Genomic DNA, 17,171 nt, shown 5'->3' with positions numbered 1-17,171 from the left:
AGCCTAAAAAGTGCCTTTTGTAATTTTGTTACATGAAATAACAACTGCATCTATTTTATTTACCCATCGAAATTAATGCTTTCATTGATTATTTTGTTATTAATCATGGTGTTATGTTCCTGTAATCCATTTCAAAACCAAGTTTGGATTGTGATCTATCTATTAGTTTGAAACTAAATTCCGTAACTCGCTAGAAAGTATCGTTACCCGCAATATATATTTAGAGCCAGAAATTATAGTGACATAAGTGGTTACATTTTTTCAGGGTGCTAACATTTAAGGCTAACGGGGGTGTGCCGTTAGAGCCCAATAAATCTTATAAACTTTTCAGGAGCATAAACATGTTTAAGAACCTTTTTGCTAACCTGCAAAAAGTTGGTAAAGCTCTGATGCTACCAGTGTCGGTTTTACCAGTTGCAGGTATTTTACTAGGTGTCGGTGCTGCCGACCTAAGCTTCATTCCAGATATCGTTTCTAACCTAATGGAACAAGCGGGTGGTTCAGTATTCGGCCAAATGGCTCTACTATTCGCTGTAGGTGTAGCGCTTGGCTTCACTAACAACGATGGTGTAGCAGGTCTTGCTGCTATCGTTGGTTACGGCATCATGACGGCAACTCTAGGCGTTATGGCTGGCGTTATGGGTGTTGAAAAAATCGATACAGGTGTACTAGGTGGTATCCTTGTCGGTGGTGTTGCTGCTTGGGCATTCAACCGTTTCTTCAAAATTCAACTTCCAGAATACCTTGGCTTCTTCGCTGGTAAGCGTGCTGTTCCAATCATCACTGGTTTCTCAGCGATCGGTCTTGGTCTAGTTCTTTCTGTTGTATGGCCTCCAATTGGCGGCGCGATTGCAGCGTTTTCTGACTGGGCTGCTCACCAGAACCCACAGGTTGCATTCGGTATCTACGGCGTTATCGAGCGTTCTCTAATCCCATTCGGTTTACACCACGTTTGGAACGTACCATTCTTCTTTGAAGCAGGTACTTGTGTTAACGCTGCAGGCGAAACTCAAAACGGCGTTCTAACTTGTTACCTAGTTGCTGATGAAGCATCTCGTGCTGCTGGTAATGGCTTCGGTCAGCTAGCGGGTGGTTACATGTTCAAGATGTTCGGTCTACCAGCTGCTGCTATTGCTATCGCTCACTCTGCTAAGCCAGAAAACCGCGCGAAAGTAATGGGTATCATGGCATCTGCTGCACTGACTTCATTCCTAACAGGTATCACTGAGCCAATCGAATTCTCATTCCTATTCGTTGCTCCTTTACTTTACGGTATCCACGCTCTACTAGCTGGTTCTGCTTACGTTGTTGCAAATACTCTAGGCTTCGTACACGGTACTTCATTCTCACACGGTCTAATCGACTTCCTAGTTCTTTCTGGTAACTCTCAGAAGATGGGTCTGATGGTAGTGACTGGTCTTGTTTACGCTGCAATCTACTACGTAGTATTCCGCACAGTAATCAAAGCTATGGACCTTAAGACTCCTGGTCGTGAAGATGAAACTGAAGAAGCAGTAACGACTTCTGGTTCAGACATGGCAGGTGAGCTAGTTGCAGCATTCGGCGGCAAAGCAAACATCACTGGTCTAGACGCATGTATCACTCGTCTACGTGTAGCAGTTGCAGATACTGAAGCTGTTAACCAAGACAAACTAAAACAACTAGGCGCAGCTGGCGTAGTAGTTGTAGCAGGTGGTGTTCAGGCTATCTTCGGTACTAAGTCTGACAACCTGAAAACAGAAATGGATGAGTGGATCCGTAACCACGGTTAATCACTTTTTCATCTAATTGACAAAAGGAGGCTTCGGCCTCCTTTTTTGTTTTCATAGCGTTCGGCTCTGAGATCTAGCTTTGTCATTCCCATTCGTTTTCACCTTTCTCTGACATCCTTTTCTTACATGCTTGGATAATTGTACACTGTTTTATTTTGTGTATAGGAAAAGCCTAATATGAAAAACTCAGGTCTACTACTCGGTGCTGCGGTTTTGGTTACAGCAGCAAGCTCGTTAGTATATGCAGAAGAACCGCAGTCGACGAAAGTTGCGGTGGGGATGGCAATCGATCAGGAACTTAGCGTGGTGTTAGAGCTTGATGATACCTATCGCTTTACTCTAGGCAATGATGGTGCTGCGTTTGACTACATTCTGAAAAGAGGGCGATTTGATGCCAATACTCCGGTTTCTTGGTATGTGGGTGTTGGTGGCTGGAGTGAGTGGGATCACAAAGAGTTCGGTGCTCGTGTGCCACTAGGGTTGAAGTGGGATATTAGCAAGGGTTGGGAGATGTATGGACAGGTACATCCAGAACTCAACCTATACACAGGACCTGAACTGCAAATAGGCGGTGCGTTAGGTATCAAATATTCATTCTAGCCAAGTTGCCGAATGGGAAGAGGGCCAATTGACTTGGCCCTTTCTTATTCTTTTGACAAACGATTAAAAAGACCAAGTGAGTCCGAGATTCGCTGAGAACTGATTCATCCAATCTGTCTTGAACTTAACCACACAAGAGCTATCTCCACCCGCAGGCAGATTACACGCGCCACTGGTTTCATTGTCGACCACTGTACCAAGCCAGCGCAGTTGAGTATTGAGTGCCAGCGAGTCACTGAATTGATACTCAAAGCCACCAAAGATACTGGCTGAAAATCCCCATTCATCTTTAACCCAGTCAGCATCGACATATGAAGCCCCCAGACCAACGCCTAAGTAGGACTGCCATTTATCTTGTACTGGGTAATAGATGCTACTTTGAATGTGTAGATAGTGGATTGAAGAGTTTAGATTAATGTCTTCCACCTCTGAACGTTGATTCGCATAAAACAGCCCCATACGTCCTTTGTCGACATCGGTTTCCAATGATAGCGCGTAACTTTCTGAAGCCTTCAAATCGAGCTCATTCTGGTTCTGATCTTCGACACTTCCTCCAAAGGTATAGCCTAGCCAAGGGGATAGGTAGGTATCGGCTTGAACTAGAGGGCTAACACCTGCAATCAAGATCGGAAAACATAATCGGGAGATGATATTCATTTTTTGCCCTTTTCTACGTTTGGAAAGCTAAGTGTGACGCTAACGCCATAATTCCGCACGAAAAATGCGTATTAATTGAAGATATCTCACACTGATGTTATTACTTTGTTAAACAACGAGGAGGTGTCTATGGAACACAATCTAAAATATGCCCTACTGATTACGGCTGCCGCTTTCGCAGTTATTCTTGGATATGCCTTGATTGCAATAACGACTGCCTAGGGATGCCATGAAAAATTGCGGTGTCGTAACGAATACCGCTGTACAGTTTGATGCTGAACGACTAAAAAAATACACTGGCGGTAAAAATGCTCTGGTCGCACAAGGTGGTGGCCAACGGGGGATTTTTACTTCCGGTGTGCTTGATGCCTTTCTTCTTTCCAACTTCGATCCCTTCCACTCTTTCTACGGTACTTCCGCCGGTGCGATGAATCTATGTGGATTCCTTTGCCGCCAGAAAGGTATTGGTCGCTCGTTTATTCTCGAACTCACTACTGACTCTGAGTTCTTTAACCTATTTCGTTATATCCGCCGTAAGCAATATATGGACATGGATTGGGCACTAGAAAAAATTTGCGATTATCCCTATCGGTTAGACATTGATATGGGACGTAAGATTTTGTCTGGCCGAGAGGCGTATGCTGCAGTGACCGATACCAATCGTTTATCCGATCACTACCTACCGATGTTACAAGATGACTGGAGGCGAGTGCTTCTTGCCACTTGCGCTATTCCTCGGCTTTACCCTGAACCTATTTTGTTCCCTCATGGTGAATATGTTGATGGCGGTGTATCGGCGTCAATTCCTGTGCAAGAAGCTTGGCGTAAAGAAGCGCGCTGCATTGTGGTGATCAGAACGGAGGGGGAAGATTTAATTACCGATACTGAAGAGGTCAACCAAGAGCCCTCAGTCGAGTGGTTACGTGATTCGTTCAATGTTATCCAAGGGCATTGGCAAGATAAACTGGGCCAGTGGAAACAAGACTGGAGTAGCTTTTTTAACGAGCAAGTTGAGCGCTCTCGTCTAGAGAAAAGCGAACATACCCATCTTGAGCTACTCAATGGTGGTCGTTGGCTTTTTGGCGCCGATGATATTTATCGGCTGAGTCATCTTCTTGGTGATAAGTTTGATTCTGGATTAGCGGATATGCTGATGGTGCACTATCAAACCTATTCATTAACGCAGGACTTTTTACATTCTCCGCCAGATGACTGCTTTATCGTCCAAATCAAACCGGATCAACCGCTGAAATCAACATCGTTGATGAGTGAAAGGGAAGATTTGCTGCATGATTATCAAGTGGGACTAGATGCAGGTTTTCGCTTTGTGGAGTCGTTTTCGCAATGTCTTGCCAAACCAACCTTTGAATTGAAGTGTGGGGAGTAAACATCTCCCCACATGATTGATTTACTTTGCGTTAGGCAGCAACAATACGCATGCAGTTGGTTGAACCAACAACGTCCATCACGTCACCTTGGGTGATAATGACTAAGTCGCCTTCATCTAACAGGCCGCGCTCTCTCAGCGTTCCGACTGCAGCTTGTGCAATCTCTAACCCAGTATCCCCTTTATCATCAAAGTAGACCGGGAACACACCACGGTAGAGGGCAGATAGATTAAGGGTTCGCTCGTTTCGCGATAGCGCAAAAATGGGTAGGCCCGAGCTTAAGCGTGACATCATAAGTGCCGTTCGGCCTGATTCCGTCAGGGTAACAATGCCTTTGACGCCACGCATGTGGTTGGCTGCAAACATGGTAGACATCGCAATGGTCTCTTCACCGGTTTCAAACACTGAATCCATGCGGTAGCCAGAGCGGTTAATCGACGACATTTTTTCAGCACCGACACACACCTCTGCCATAGAGCAAACGGTTTCTAATGGGTATTTACCTGCTGCCGTTTCACCAGAAAGCATTACCGCATCGGTACCGTCGAGAACCGCGTTTGCCACGTCCATAACCTCAGCACGAGTCGGCATCGGATTTTCCATCATCGATTCCATCATTTGAGTGGCAGTAATGACAGTACGGTTCAATGCACGCGCTCGACGAATCAGTTGTTTTTGCACACCAATTAATTCTGGGTCACCAATTTCGACCCCTAGGTCCCCACGAGCCACCATAACGGCGTCTGAAGCAAGAATGATGTCATCTATGCTTTCTTCTGTTTCGACGGTCTCAGCGCGTTCTACCTTCGCTACAAGGCGGGTTTGTAGGCCTGCATCAGTGGCAAGTCTACGGGCGTATTTCATATCTTCGCCATTCCTTGGGAATGAAACGGCTAAGTAATCGACTTTGATCTCTGCTGCTAACTTGATGTCATTTTTATCTTTTTCAGTCAGTGCTTCCGCAGATAGGCCACCGCCTTTCTTGTTGATGCCTTTATTGTTGGATAAAGGGCCACCGATGATCACTTTGGTTCGAACTTGCGTACCGCTAACGGCCATTACTTGCAATTGAACACGGCCATCATCAAGTAGCAGTACATCGCCAGTGGAAACATCGTTTGGCAGTTCTTTGTAGTCTAAGCCAACAGCGTCTTTATCACCTTGGCCTGCTGGCAAGCTGCTATCTAGAGTGAAAATATCCCCTACGTTGAGTTGCACTTTGCCATCTTTGAAGGTCGATACGCGTATCTTAGGTCCTTGGAGGTCGCCTAAGATAGCGACATGAGTGCCGAGCTTGGCAGAAATATTGCGCACACGTGTTGCACGCTCACGGTGATCTTCTGCACTTCCATGTGAAAAGTTCATTCTTACAACGTTCACGCCAGCTTCTAAAATTGCTTCAAGTACGCCGGGTGCATCGGTAGAAGGTCCAAGAGTAGAAACAATTTTTGTTCTTCTTTGGATTGAGGTCATTCGGATCTCCTTGATCTGATTTTACCGCGAAGAAAACGATGCGGCTGATAAGTTGTTGTTCTCATCCCTAAATTTATAAGTATATACCTGCCGAGGAAGGGTGCTGATTATTTGCTCGTGTTCTCATTTGAAAGGTGATGAAAGACATATTTATTAATGCAAAAAAATAGAAGATTAAATGTGATAAATCCTTCGCTATTTGATTAGGTACACAAAGAATTATGTTTATACGTGACACTTGTCACGGCGATCTATCAAAGCTCTTCACAATTACTTCGCAAAGTAAAAAAATTACCAGGTTGTTGATATTCGGAGTGCTCTATGTACATGGCTCAACCTGGCCATATTGATCATATCAAGCAGGTCAATGCTGGCCGTGTATATAAACTCATTGATCAAAAAGGTCCCATTTCTCGAATCGATCTCTCTAAAAAGAGTGAGCTCGCACCTGCGAGTATTACCAAAATCACTCGTGAGCTCATCGAGGCCCACCTGATACACGAAACCACAGTCCAGGAAGCGACCAGTCGTGGGCGTCCTGCCGTTGGTCTACAGGTCAACAACGAAGGGTGGCAATTTCTTTCGATGCGTTTAGGACGTGGCTACTTGACGATTGCATTGCATGAGTTGGGTGGTGATGTACTTATCGATACTAAGATTGATATCCATGAAGTGGACCAAGACGATGTTCTTGCGCGATTGCTGCATGAAATCGATGAGTTTTTCCAAACTTATACTGAACAGTTAGATCGTGTAACAAGTATTGCGATCACGTTACCTGGCCTAGTGAACTCAGAGCAGGGTGTAGTGCTGCAGATGCCACACTACAACGTTGAGAACCTGCCACTTGGTCCTGAAATTTACAAAGCGACTGGGCTGCCTGTTTTTATCGCCAATGACACGCGAGCTTGGGCGTTGGCTGAAAAGCTATTTGGCCATTCGCAAGATAATGAAAACTCGGTGCTGATTTCCATTCACCATGGCTTGGGCGCTGGTATTGTGCTTGATGGTCGAGTGCTACAAGGGCGCCACGGTAACATCGGTGAACTTGGTCATATTCAAATCGACCCTCAAGGTAAGCTTTGTCATTGTGGCAATCGTGGCTGTCTTGAAACCGTTGCCAGTTCGCAAGCTATTCGTAGTGAAGTGACCGAACGAATTGCCCAAGGTGAGACTTCTTGCCTTGAGGACATTGAAGAAGTGTCGGTTGAAGATATTTGTGAAGCGGCAGCGAACGGCGATCCACTCGCGGTTGATGTGATTGAGAAGCTCGGACGTTATCTAGGCTCTGCGATTGCTATCGTAATCAACCTATTTAACCCAGAGAAAGTACTGATTGGCGGAGCAATTAACCAAGCTAAAGACGTTCTTTATCCGGCGATTCAAACTTGTATTGAAGAGCAGAGCTTACCTGTCTATCACCAAGACCTTGAATTGGTTGAGTCACGTTTCTATAAACAAGCAACAATGCCGGGCGCAGCACTGATCAAACAAGCGCTGTATGATGGTCTATTGTTGATGAAAGTGATTGAAGGCTAAGATCACAGATACTAGTCAGTTACTGTTAAATTCTAAATAAACCCATATAATCTTGAGTGATGTATGGGTTTATTTTTATCTTAGCCTCTCAATAGGCTATTTTTACATTATCCACGTTTGGCGAGAAGTAGTATGTCTGGAGTATTAAATACAGTTGATCAGCGAACCAACCTTGTAGGTGAGAACCGCTTGGAGCTGTTGTTATTCAGTTTGAACAGCAGACAAATTTTTGCCATCAACGTGTTCAAAGTGCGTGAAGTGATTAAGGTTCCACCCTTAACCAAAATGCCGGGTTCCCATCACCACATCACTGGTGTGGCGTCATTGCGCGGCGTTTCTGTACCTGTGATTGATCTTCGAGCGGCGATAGGCTTTCCTGCATCGCGCTTAGAAAACCAAGAAGAGAATCTCATCATTACCGAATACAACCGTACGGTGCAGGGCTTTTTGGTTGGTCAAGTTAGGAATATCGTCAATACCGCTTGGACGGAAATTCAACCACCACCAAAAACTGCGGGTAGAGCGAACTATCTGACGGCAATCACTCATGTCAAAAATGGTGATGGGCAGAGTATCGTTGAGATTATCGACGTTGAAAAAGTACTGGCGCAAATTATCGATTACGATATTTCGATTTCTGAAGGTGTGCTTGATCAAGAGTTAGTCGATGAAATGGTCGGGCGTAATGTTTTGATTGTTGATGATTCGTCAACGGCGCGCTCCCAGGTGCGCGGAACACTTTCTCAGCTTGGTTTAAACATCATTGAATGTCGTGATGGTCTAGAAGCTCTCAACTTACTTAAGTCATGGGCCGATGAAGGCAAAAATGTTGTTAGTGAGCTGCTATTGATGATTACCGATGCTGAAATGCCAGAGATGGATGGCTATAAGCTTACCCATGAGATTCGTACCGATCCTCGCATGAAGGATCTGTATGTCACTTTGAATACCTCCCTGAGTGGTAGCTTTAATGATGCTATGGTGAAAAAGGTCGGCTGTGATCGCTTTATTTCCAAGTTCCAACCAGACTTATTAGTTGAAGTAGCCCAAGAACGACTGCGACAAGTATTAAATAAATAGTACGTTGAACTGTTTATGTGGCGTGACCATGTTTTGGTAAAATGCTATATTTGTTGAGTTATTTTGTTAATCAAAATGATGTAACTATCAAATATAACTTTTCATCAGACTCTTAAGGTAGTTCTTATTAATGATATGGCTTTCTTCTAAGGTTGTTATGACCTTATGTATGCTGCTGTATAGGGAATATAAGAAAAGAAGTATGGACGCTGAAGACAAGTTTTAGTTTGTCAAAGTAACACCAAAAAGGGAGCCTCGGCTCCCTTTTTATTTTCCACAATTCTTCTATCCTTCGTTCTGTTTTCTTTCCTATTTTTCACTCTTCCATCTGTCATCTGTTCAAAATGTCATCGAATTGTGCGGTTTGTGATTTTTAAATTATGAATTGCAATGTGCATATGTCACATATTTACAAGTTCATTAATGTAAATGTAATGTTTCTCAATGTTGGAACTTTGGTTCAACACAAATGCAAGTCATGAGGTTGTCGGAGATTCAATTCATGGCTGCTTGTTGATAAAGGACATATTGATAAATTTGTAGAGGGATTATGTACAGAACGCTTGTATTTGCTTGCTTATTATCTGTTTTAGCTGGCTGTGGTGGGGGCGGTGGTGACTCAACGTCTGGTAATTCGAACGGTGAGACAGGTTCTACCGCTTCAAGCGGTGTGGCTCATATCGAACTGACATCGGCATCACCTTCAATTCCGGTCGGCCTATCGGTTACCTATCAAGCTAAGGCGACTTATGCTGACGGAAGTGTTGCGGATATTACCGATGACCCTGCTTTAACGTGGTCAAGCTCTGATGTGAACGTTGCTACTTTTATGCAAGGTGGCGTTGCTAGGGGAGTGGGTGTTGGTGAAGCGACACTCTCAGTTTCAGGTGTTTTCGATGGTGAAGAAGTGTCTGCGACAACTCATATCATCATTAACAATGAAGAAATTGCATCTATTCAGGTACTGCCTGAAAACCCTTCGATTGCAGTAGGTTTTACTCAGCCTCTTACAGTCAATGCCATTCTGACAGATGGCAGTATTGTCGATGTGACGGCTGATCCGGCTCTGAACTGGAGCTCTTCCGATGAAAATGTCGCGACTATTGAAAGTGCTACCGGTATTGTTAACGCACTGAATGTGGGCGAAGCAACGGTTCATATTGAAGGCGAGATTGCAGGTTATGCTGTTAACGAAACCTTTACTGTTGTGGTAAACGACGACACTGTGTCTGAGTTAAATATTACGCCTTCTTCAATCGATGTTCCTGTCGGTATGACGCAGTCTTTCTCTGCAAGTGTGACACTTACAAGTGGCAAGGTTGTGGATGCGGCAATGATGCCGAGTTTACGCTGGAGTAGCGATGCCAATGTTGTGAGTATTGATTCTATGACAGGTGTTGCAAGTGCGGAGAGTTTAGGTACGGCTATCATCACAGCGTCTGGCAGTGCTGGTGGTATAAACATTAGTGCGACTGCATCAATGACAGTAAATGCATCTAGTGTTCAGTCTTTAAGTGTGACTCCTAACAATGTCTCCATACCTGTAGGTTTAGTTCAGACTTTCACAGCGCAAGCTCACTTCTCTAATGGCAGTTCAACGGATATTTCTCAGTTGCCGAGCTACTCATGGAGCAGTGATGATCCAACAACAGTACATATTGATAGTAAAACAGGAGTTGCAACAGCGTTAAGTGAAGGAAGGGTTACGATTACTGCTCAAGGTGAAGTGGCAGGAATTATTGTAACAAACTCGGCCTCAGTGATCGTGACTCCAAGTGTGGTCACAGCCTTGAATTTAACTTCTACTATTACTTCAATACCTGTCGGTTTTGCCCAAAAGCTTACCGTAGAAGCGAGTTTATCTGATGGCTCGACTCAAGATGTGACCTACGATCGTCTCACTTGGTCTAGCTCACACAACAGCATTGCTGCGGTCAATACTACAGAGAAAAGTATCCTCGGCTTAAAACCGGGATTAGTAACGGCAAGTGTTGTCGGGGTGTACGACAATACCGAGTTCAGTAGCAGTTTGGATATGACTGTGTCGAACACACAATTTTCTGTGTTAGCGACTGATGTTCAATACTTTGGTTTCGGTGGTGCTAAATATTACGCTTTACCTGCTGAACTGGCTTTCCCTGATACAGTGAATCCAACAGGCGTCCAGTTATCTGATTTACACCAGCACTTCGGGATCCAGGACTTCACGGGGCAACTGTCTGAACTAACGAATGGTGATACGCTTTATATCGATGTTTCGATTGATGCTTCAAATTCCACCGCAGGACGTGATTTGATACTGAGTGCTCACATCATCGACACGATGGAAGGCGCAACAGCGATCATTCTACCAATGAGTTGCAATAGTACGAGTTGTAATGCTTCTTATGTTTGGGATCAAGGCTCAGCGAGCCCATACGATGCGCTAATCTTTAAGTCTAATGCGCTTGATCCAGTTAATGGGCCCGTTGAAAGCATCGTTTATCAGCAGATAGATTATCGCGTTGAGTAATGGATACTAAGTCCTGATTCTGTATAGCGGGTCAATAAGCAGCCCGCTTAACTTTTTGTGTTCAATGAAAGTCGCGAGATTTACTATGTAGCCCTTGCAGTCTATCGGTCATGTCGATCAAACGCCCTGCAATGACATGATGAACCTCTCCCTCTTTTTCCAAAATGCCTTTTACTTGCAGTATTTTCGCGGTTAAGTAAGCGGATTTTTGCGCTCTCGCGGTGGCTTTCCAAACCACGACATTAATGTTGCCCGTATCATCTTCTAAGGTGAAGAAGGTAACACCAGCGGCTGTGCCTGGTGATTGTTTTCCGGTCACGACTCCTGTCACGGTGACTAGTGATTGGTGCTCCTTATTTTTTAGCTCTTGCATACGAGTAAAGCGCCCGAGTACACCAGCGTCATCAAGCAAAGCAATAGGGTGCTTAGCAAGAGAAAGCCCAGTCGATGCATAATCTTCAAGCAATGTTTGGCTTTCTGTTGGCGTACCGATAAGTGGCGCTGTGTCATCTTGGGTATCTTGAAACAGCGGCAAGTCGGAGAGTGAGTCCATCATTGCCCAGCGAGTCTGGTAACGGTTTTGGCTTAGCGTGTGCATGGCATTGGCGGAAGCAAGTAGTTCGACATCTCGACGGTTTAGACCAATATGTTTGATTTGGCCTGCATGCGTAAAACCGCTTTTGGCTCTGGCATGGATAAGTTGCTTGGCGCTTTGCTGACTAAAACCTTTGATCTGGCGAAACCCTAAGCGAATTGCCAAGCCACCTTGATGAGAGACCATCTGGTGGTCATAGAGCGATGCATTCACGCAAATAGGCAAGATGACTACCTTATGACGACGAGCATCTTGTACCAGCTGTGAGGCGCTATAAAAGCCCATTGGTAGGCTGTTGAGTAAAGAAGTATAGAAAGCTTCGGGATGGTAGTGCTTCAACCATGCTGAACAATAAGCGAGAACAGCAAAGGAGGCCGAATGACTTTCAGGGAAGCCATATTCACCAAAGCCGAGAATTTGATCAAAGATTCGCTCGGCAAACTCTAGCTGATAACCTCGACTGAGCATGCCTTCAATCAGCTTGGTTTTAAATTTGACGAGGTCACCACTCTTCTTCCAAGCCGCCATGGCTCGCCTTAGTTGATCGGCTTCACCACCACTAAAGCCAGCGGCGACCATAGCAATTTTAATCACCTGCTCTTGGAAAATAGGTACGCCAAGCGTGCGCTGCAAGACACTGCGCACTTCTTCTGATGGGTAGTCGATTTGCTCTTCACCATTTCTACGTTTGAGGAAAGGGTGAACCATATCGCCTTGGATTGGTCCCGGTCTGACAATCGCGATTTGAATCACTAAGTCATAGTAAGTCGCAGGTTTGAGTCGTGGTAGCATGCTCATTTGTGCGCGTGACTCGATCTGAAATACGCCAACGGTATCCGCTCGTTGGATCATTTGATAGACATTAGCGTCGTCTTGGCGACGAGTAATATCGGCAATACTGAGCGTTTGCTGGTGGAATTTCGCAATCAAGTCAAAGCACTTCCTAATGGCAGACAGCATACCTAGTGCAAGGACATCAACCTTAAGTAGCTTGAGTGATTCTAAGTCGTCCTTATCCCATTGGATAACGGTGCGATCAGGCATAGACGCATTCTCAACGGGAACCAGTTCATACAGCGGCCCCGCCGCGATGATAAAGCCGCCGACATGCTGAGATAGGTGGCGTGGAAAGCCAAGGATCTCGTTGACCAAGGTAATGAACTGTTCACCTTTGAGCGAGTCTGGTTGCAAGCCGAGCTCAACAATTTGTGCTTGCCAGCCTTGGGCTCTGTCTCGACGGTTAACGTTTTTAATAAAGTAATCGAGTTGGCTTTCTTCAATACCGAGCGCTTTACCAACATCTCGTACTGCGCTTTTAAAGCGGTAAGAGATAACCGTGGCTGCAAGCGCTGCACGCTCACGACCATATTTTTGGTAAATGTATTGAATAACTTCTTCACGTCGCTCGTGTTCAAAATCGACATCAATGTCGGGCGGCTCATCACGCTCTTTACTGATGAAACGCTCGAATAATACCGAGATTTGTCTTGGGTCTACCGAAGTTATTTCTAAGCAGTAACAGACAACCGAGTTCGCCGCCGAACCTCTACCTTGGTAGAGAATATGATTACGCTTGGCAAACATCACGATGTCGTGAATGGTCAAAAAATAAAAAGGGTAGTTGAGTTCGTCGATTAAACAGAGCTCTTTATCAATGGTTTGCTGAATATCGCTAGGTACGCCTTCAGGAAAACGCTGTTTTTTACCCGCTTCGACTAATTGCTTAAGGTAACTCATGGGCGAATAGCCGTCAGGAACCAGCTCACTTGGGTATTCATACTGAAGGTCAGCTAAGCTAAAACTGCACCGTTGGGCGATGGCGACACTTTCCGCTAACCACTCTGGTTTAAACAGTTTGTTGAGCTTTTCTTGACTGCGCAGGCTTCTTTCGGTGTTGGTCAGTAATTGCTCGCCTAACTCATTCACGCTGCAGCCGTGTTTTATGGCACTGAGTGTATGTTGCAAGGGCAGACGTGTAGCCGTGTGCATCAACACGCCACCGCAGGCAGTGATAGGCAAGTGGATTTCATCGGCCAGTTGCTGACAGTATTCAATATATTGTTTGTCATCGCATGATAGGTGACGCTGCACCGCAAGCCACAATCGATGCTGGTGATGCTGAGTAAGCCAGCGGCCCCACTTATTGTCACTAGGCTTGTGACAAGGTAGCCATAGAACTAAGCAGTGACGAATCGACATCAAATCCCACTCAGAAAGCTGATACTTTCCTTTTTCTGAGCGTCTTCTGGCATTGGTAATAATACGGCATAGCTCAGCATAGGCATAGCGGCTAGGGCATAGCAGCACAACTTGGCATTCATCATTGAGCCAAAACATGCTGCCAATAATCAGTTTGATATTGAGCTGTTGATTTTTTATCGCGCTGTAAGCCCTCACGACACCTGCCACAGAGCATTCATCGGTGATGGCCAGTGAGTGGTAGCGGAGAAAATCCGCCTGCAAGATCAGCTCTTCGGCATGAGAGGCTCCGATTAGAAAGGAAAAGTTGCTCTGACAGAAAAGTTCAGCATAAGCCATAGCATTACCTTAACTAAATAGACCGTGGGTAAACCACTGTTTATCTTGGTTACGAAATACCCATAGCCAGCGCCCTTGGTCGCTGCGTGCGACGAAGTAATCCCGGGTCATGTCATCACCATCCCACCATCCAGTGACAAAGCGCTCTGGGCCCTGAATCAGTGAGACTTTTTCCGATAGAAGCTCTGGGGTAGGCAGCATAAAGCTAGGTCGTAACTTATTGCTCGCCAGCTTGTTTGGTATCGGCAGCGTCGGATCGCACAGAAAGGTGGATTTTTCTGGGCGAGGATCGTGGCTGTGAACGGTTTTTCGTACCTGCTCTTTGCCTAACTTCGCTTGCAGAAGACCGATTAATTCCATCTCAGTTTGTTCGCCTTGAAAACCTTTAAACAGATCAGCGCTGGTGGACTCAAGCTCACCACTGCGGATTAAGCGTAGTGTTAAGCCTTGAACGGGGGCCTCTAGCTGTAAAGATTCCATCGTCAGCTGGCACAGCACTATCCAACGCTTGGCAAAGTAATCACCACTGGCCGAATAAAAGTGAACGGAGCAGGCTTGTTTATCACGTTGGTGCAACACAAGTTCAAGCTCATAACCGACTTGGTTGCGTAAGGTTAAGAACATTTCTAGTTTTTTAAGCAGCTTAGATAACGGTTTTTCCAGCCACTGGATGTTCTCGATATCAAACAATAACTCTTGATAGTTCTCGAACTGCTCTGGTGGATGAAAGAAATCAATCGGGTGCTTAAATTGTCCCATGAGTCGGCCAATGTAATTAACTAAATCAATATCGAAACGACGAGCCAGTTCTTGTATCGGTATGTCTAGTAACTCACGTAAAGTTGCTACTCCGACTCTTTGTAATTTCTCGATTTTGTTTATCTCTAGCTCGGTGGCTTGGAGTGGGAAAGGCTTGAGAGCATCAATAATGACCTGTTTATCTAGCGTTAATAGCTGTGTATTTGCTTTCGCCAGTAACATTGCTGAAAAAGGAGAGAAACCAATCGAAAATTGATAGTGAAAGTCGAGTTGGTCTAAATGCTCGGACACACGTTGCCAATAGCACTCTAATCCGCCATAGAGAGAAAGCATATTGGTCACTTTAAGCAGTATACCTTGGGGTGGAATCAGACAGATATCAGACGTCACCATATACAGCCATTGGGCGATGTTCATCAAGGCTTGCTGCTCTACATCTTCATCATAAGGGTGGACTTGCAGCTGGTGACAGAGTGCACTGGCTGTCCCTAAACCCATACCGATCTCTATGCCTTGCTCATGGGCGGTCATATTGTGCTGTACGACCTTAAATCGTTTAGATTCAACGATCGCTAAGGGTAGGGCGGTGTGTTCTGAAAACAGACCGTCTGATTGTAAGCTTGGAAAGTGAAGATATATCCAGCTCTGCATGTTTAACCTTGCTGTCTGATCGGGAACGGAATCACCACTGGCGGTTTTGGCTGCAGCGTCAGGCTTGGCCAGTGAGATGACATGTCAATAATGAAGCTGCCTTGTGGCCACCCACCTTTTCTTTTGGTGATAGCGACTTCGAGACCTGATGGATGAGGGGTTAAGCGCATGCTCAGGTTTACGGGCAAAGAGAAAACGTGTTTGTTCTCGGTCTTAAACAAAAAATGGACGGCATTACCGCGCTCACTTGCAACCTGTAAACGCCTAGCTTGGTGTACTTCAAGGCTAGAGTGCCACAGCAGCACATTGCTACAGGCACCACTGCGTAGGCATTGCTCTGCAGCCCATAATGCTTCTTTCTCGTTTCTTGGGTAGACAAGTAAGACTTTATTGTTATCAATACCTTCATTGCATAGCTGTTCTGCACAGAGATACCCTGGAGGCTGAATAAAAACCGATAAGCGCTCTTGGCTGGTACTTTTTAGATGGGGGATTAATAGGCGCAGTTCGCCAATACTTGACGTACCTTGGAGCTCAACCACGCCGTGTTTAGGAAATCCCCCTTCTAGCTTTTGATCAAGCAGATCATAGCCTGTCGGATAGTAGTCAGAATGTTCTGGAGTTTGCACTCCAGACCAAAGCCATTGTTTCTGTTTAAGGTTTTCGATTAATTCATACATAACAATTTACCTGTGTATATATACAGTATAAATAATTATTAATTATCGGCAAGGGTGTGAGTGATCGAATGGATAAAAAAACACCTTGTGTTTCTACTTTGAAAACACAAGGCGTTGAATTTTATTTAGAAAGTATTCGAGTTAGCGATTACTTTTTTGGCTGAGCGTCAATACACTCGCCATTGACTGCTTTACCTTCTGGTGCCATCAAGTATAGGTACAGTGGCATGATATCCAGTGGTGTTTTTAGCAGATCGGCATCTTCTGCAGGGTACGCTTTGGCACGCATTCCTGTACGTGTCGCACCTGGGTTAATCGCATTAACACGGATAGTGGTGTCGCTGAGTTCATCAGCAAGGATCTGCATCATACCTTCAGTGGCAAATTTCGACATTGCGTAAGTGCCCCAGAATGCACGACCGCTGTGACCTACAGTTGAAGAGGTAAAGACAATGCGAGCATCTTCAGACTTATGTAGCAGTGGTAAAACTGCTTGAGTCATCAAAAATTGCGCTTTTACGTTCACCTGCATGATGTCGTCAAAGGTATCTTCGCCAATTTGGTCAAATGGGCTGATCACACCGAGCAGACTTGCATTGTGAAGTACGCCATCTAAGCGGCCGAACTGACCTTCAATGGTATCGACCATATCAAGGTAGTTTTGCTTCGTCGCGCCTTTCATATCAAGCGGAATAATCGCTGGCTGTGGGTATCCCGCAGCTTCAATTTCGTCGTAAGTTTGTTCCAGTTTTTTCACTGTACGACCAAGTAAAATCACAGTTGCGCCGTGCTGAGCATAAGAAAGAGCGGCTTGTTTACCAATACCTGCGCCCGCACCAGTTACCAGAATGACTTTACCCTTCAAGGCATCTGAAGAAACAGCATATTCCACGATGTGTATCCTTATTGTAATGATTTACTTTATGA

13 protein-coding genes are annotated in these 17,171 nt (G+C 45.2%); 7 read left to right on the top strand and 6 right to left on the bottom strand.

The window, feature by feature from the left end:
- Window positions 1–341 precede the first annotated feature (341 nt).
- Together ptsG and ELS82_RS01535 are read left to right on the top strand one after the other, a co-directional pair.
- Entirely contained in the window at window positions 342–1,772 is a 1,431-nt protein-coding gene (gene ptsG / locus ELS82_RS01540) for a PTS glucose transporter subunit IIBC (RefSeq protein ID WP_134833895.1), read from the top strand.
- 177 nt (window positions 1,773–1,949) lie between these two features.
- Complete coding sequence (locus ELS82_RS01535; RefSeq protein ID WP_134833894.1) at window positions 1,950–2,372, top strand: hypothetical protein; 423 nt, start codon at window positions 1,950–1,952, stop codon at window positions 2,370–2,372.
- 63 nt (window positions 2,373–2,435) lie between these two features.
- Here ELS82_RS01535 and ELS82_RS01530 read toward each other — a convergent pair whose 3' ends face one another.
- Complete coding sequence (locus ELS82_RS01530; RefSeq protein WP_134833893.1) at window positions 2,436–3,029, bottom strand: outer membrane protein; 594 nt, start codon at window positions 3,027–3,029, stop codon at window positions 2,436–2,438.
- Window positions 3,030–3,158: 129 nt separating this feature from the next.
- Here ELS82_RS01530 and cydH point away from each other — a divergent pair, with 129 nt between their 5' ends.
- Window positions 3,159–3,251, top strand: coding sequence for a cytochrome bd-I oxidase subunit CydH (gene cydH, locus ELS82_RS27325; protein ID WP_134833892.1), 93 nt, complete (start codon window positions 3,159–3,161; stop codon window positions 3,249–3,251).
- A 7-nt stretch (window positions 3,252–3,258) separates the two neighbouring features.
- The gene (locus ELS82_RS01520) at window positions 3,259–4,416 is read left to right on the top strand and encodes a patatin-like phospholipase family protein (protein ID WP_134833891.1); all 1,158 of its coding nucleotides are present in this window, start codon (window positions 3,259–3,261) and stop codon (window positions 4,414–4,416) included.
- A 31-nt stretch (window positions 4,417–4,447) separates the two neighbouring features.
- Here ELS82_RS01520 and pyk read toward each other — a convergent pair whose 3' ends face one another.
- Entirely contained in the window at window positions 4,448–5,890 is a 1,443-nt protein-coding gene (gene pyk, locus ELS82_RS01515; protein ID WP_134833890.1) for a pyruvate kinase, read from the bottom strand.
- Window positions 5,891–6,211: 321 nt separating this feature from the next.
- Here pyk and mlc point away from each other — a divergent pair, with 321 nt between their 5' ends.
- From mlc to ELS82_RS01500, 3 genes are all read left to right on the top strand, one after another.
- Entirely contained in the window at window positions 6,212–7,429 is a 1,218-nt protein-coding gene (mlc, locus tag ELS82_RS01510; RefSeq protein ID WP_134833889.1) for a sugar metabolism global transcriptional regulator Mlc, read from the top strand.
- Window positions 7,430–7,561: 132 nt separating this feature from the next.
- Complete coding sequence (locus ELS82_RS01505) at window positions 7,562–8,509, top strand: chemotaxis protein CheV (protein ID WP_134833888.1); 948 nt, start codon at window positions 7,562–7,564, stop codon at window positions 8,507–8,509.
- A gap of 550 nt (window positions 8,510–9,059) precedes the next feature.
- Entirely contained in the window at window positions 9,060–11,021 is a 1,962-nt protein-coding gene (locus tag ELS82_RS01500; protein ID WP_134833887.1) for an Ig-like domain-containing protein, read from the top strand.
- A gap of 61 nt (window positions 11,022–11,082) precedes the next feature.
- On the opposite strand, the gene ELS82_RS01495 is transcribed toward ELS82_RS01500, so the two are convergent.
- From ELS82_RS01495 to ELS82_RS01480, 4 genes are all read right to left on the bottom strand, one after another.
- A complete protein-coding gene (locus ELS82_RS01495) occupies window positions 11,083–14,154 on the bottom strand; it encodes an error-prone DNA polymerase (RefSeq protein ID WP_134833886.1) in 3,072 nt (1,023 codons plus the stop codon).
- Between the two features lie 9 nt (window positions 14,155–14,163).
- Window positions 14,164–15,564, bottom strand: coding sequence for a Y-family DNA polymerase (locus ELS82_RS01490; RefSeq protein WP_134833885.1), 1,401 nt, complete (start codon window positions 15,562–15,564; stop codon window positions 14,164–14,166).
- Between the two features lie 2 nt (window positions 15,565–15,566).
- Window positions 15,567–16,244 (bottom strand): translesion DNA synthesis-associated protein ImuA, encoded by a 678-nt coding sequence (gene imuA / locus ELS82_RS01485; protein WP_134833884.1) that lies wholly within the window; start codon window positions 16,242–16,244, stop codon window positions 15,567–15,569.
- A 148-nt stretch (window positions 16,245–16,392) separates the two neighbouring features.
- On the bottom strand, window positions 16,393–17,136 hold the full coding sequence (locus ELS82_RS01480) for a YciK family oxidoreductase (RefSeq protein ID WP_134833883.1): 744 nt from the start codon (window positions 17,134–17,136) through the stop codon (window positions 16,393–16,395).
- Window positions 17,137–17,171: the final 35 nt, after the last annotated feature.

Source organism: Vibrio ouci (assembly GCF_004551525.1).
GTDB lineage: Bacteria > Pseudomonadota > Gammaproteobacteria > Enterobacterales > Vibrionaceae > Vibrio > Vibrio ouci.
The sequence above is the reverse complement of the archived record's forward strand: the minus strand, read 5'-3'. Positions and strand labels throughout refer to the sequence as shown.

Coding starts and splice junctions, on each gene's coding strand:
- ptsG (WP_134833895.1), top strand. CDS start 342: ATGTTTAAGAACCTTTTTGCTAACCTGCAAAAAGTTGGTAAAGCTCTG.
- ELS82_RS01535 (WP_134833894.1), top strand. CDS start 1,950: ATGAAAAACTCAGGTCTACTACTCGGTGCTGCGGTTTTGGTTACAGCA.
- ELS82_RS01530 (WP_134833893.1), bottom strand. CDS start 3,029: ATGAATATCATCTCCCGATTATGTTTTCCGATCTTGATTGCAGGTGTT.
- cydH (WP_134833892.1), top strand. CDS start 3,159: ATGGAACACAATCTAAAATATGCCCTACTGATTACGGCTGCCGCTTTC.
- ELS82_RS01520 (WP_134833891.1), top strand. CDS start 3,259: ATGAAAAATTGCGGTGTCGTAACGAATACCGCTGTACAGTTTGATGCT.
- pyk (WP_134833890.1), bottom strand. CDS start 5,890: ATGACCTCAATCCAAAGAAGAACAAAAATTGTTTCTACTCTTGGACCT.
- mlc (WP_134833889.1), top strand. CDS start 6,212: ATGTACATGGCTCAACCTGGCCATATTGATCATATCAAGCAGGTCAAT.
- ELS82_RS01505 (WP_134833888.1), top strand. CDS start 7,562: ATGTCTGGAGTATTAAATACAGTTGATCAGCGAACCAACCTTGTAGGT.
- ELS82_RS01500 (WP_134833887.1), top strand. CDS start 9,060: ATGTACAGAACGCTTGTATTTGCTTGCTTATTATCTGTTTTAGCTGGC.
- ELS82_RS01495 (WP_134833886.1), bottom strand. CDS start 14,154: ATGGCTTATGCTGAACTTTTCTGTCAGAGCAACTTTTCCTTTCTAATC.
- ELS82_RS01490 (WP_134833885.1), bottom strand. CDS start 15,564: ATGCAGAGCTGGATATATCTTCACTTTCCAAGCTTACAATCAGACGGT.
- imuA (WP_134833884.1), bottom strand. CDS start 16,244: ATGTATGAATTAATCGAAAACCTTAAACAGAAACAATGGCTTTGGTCT.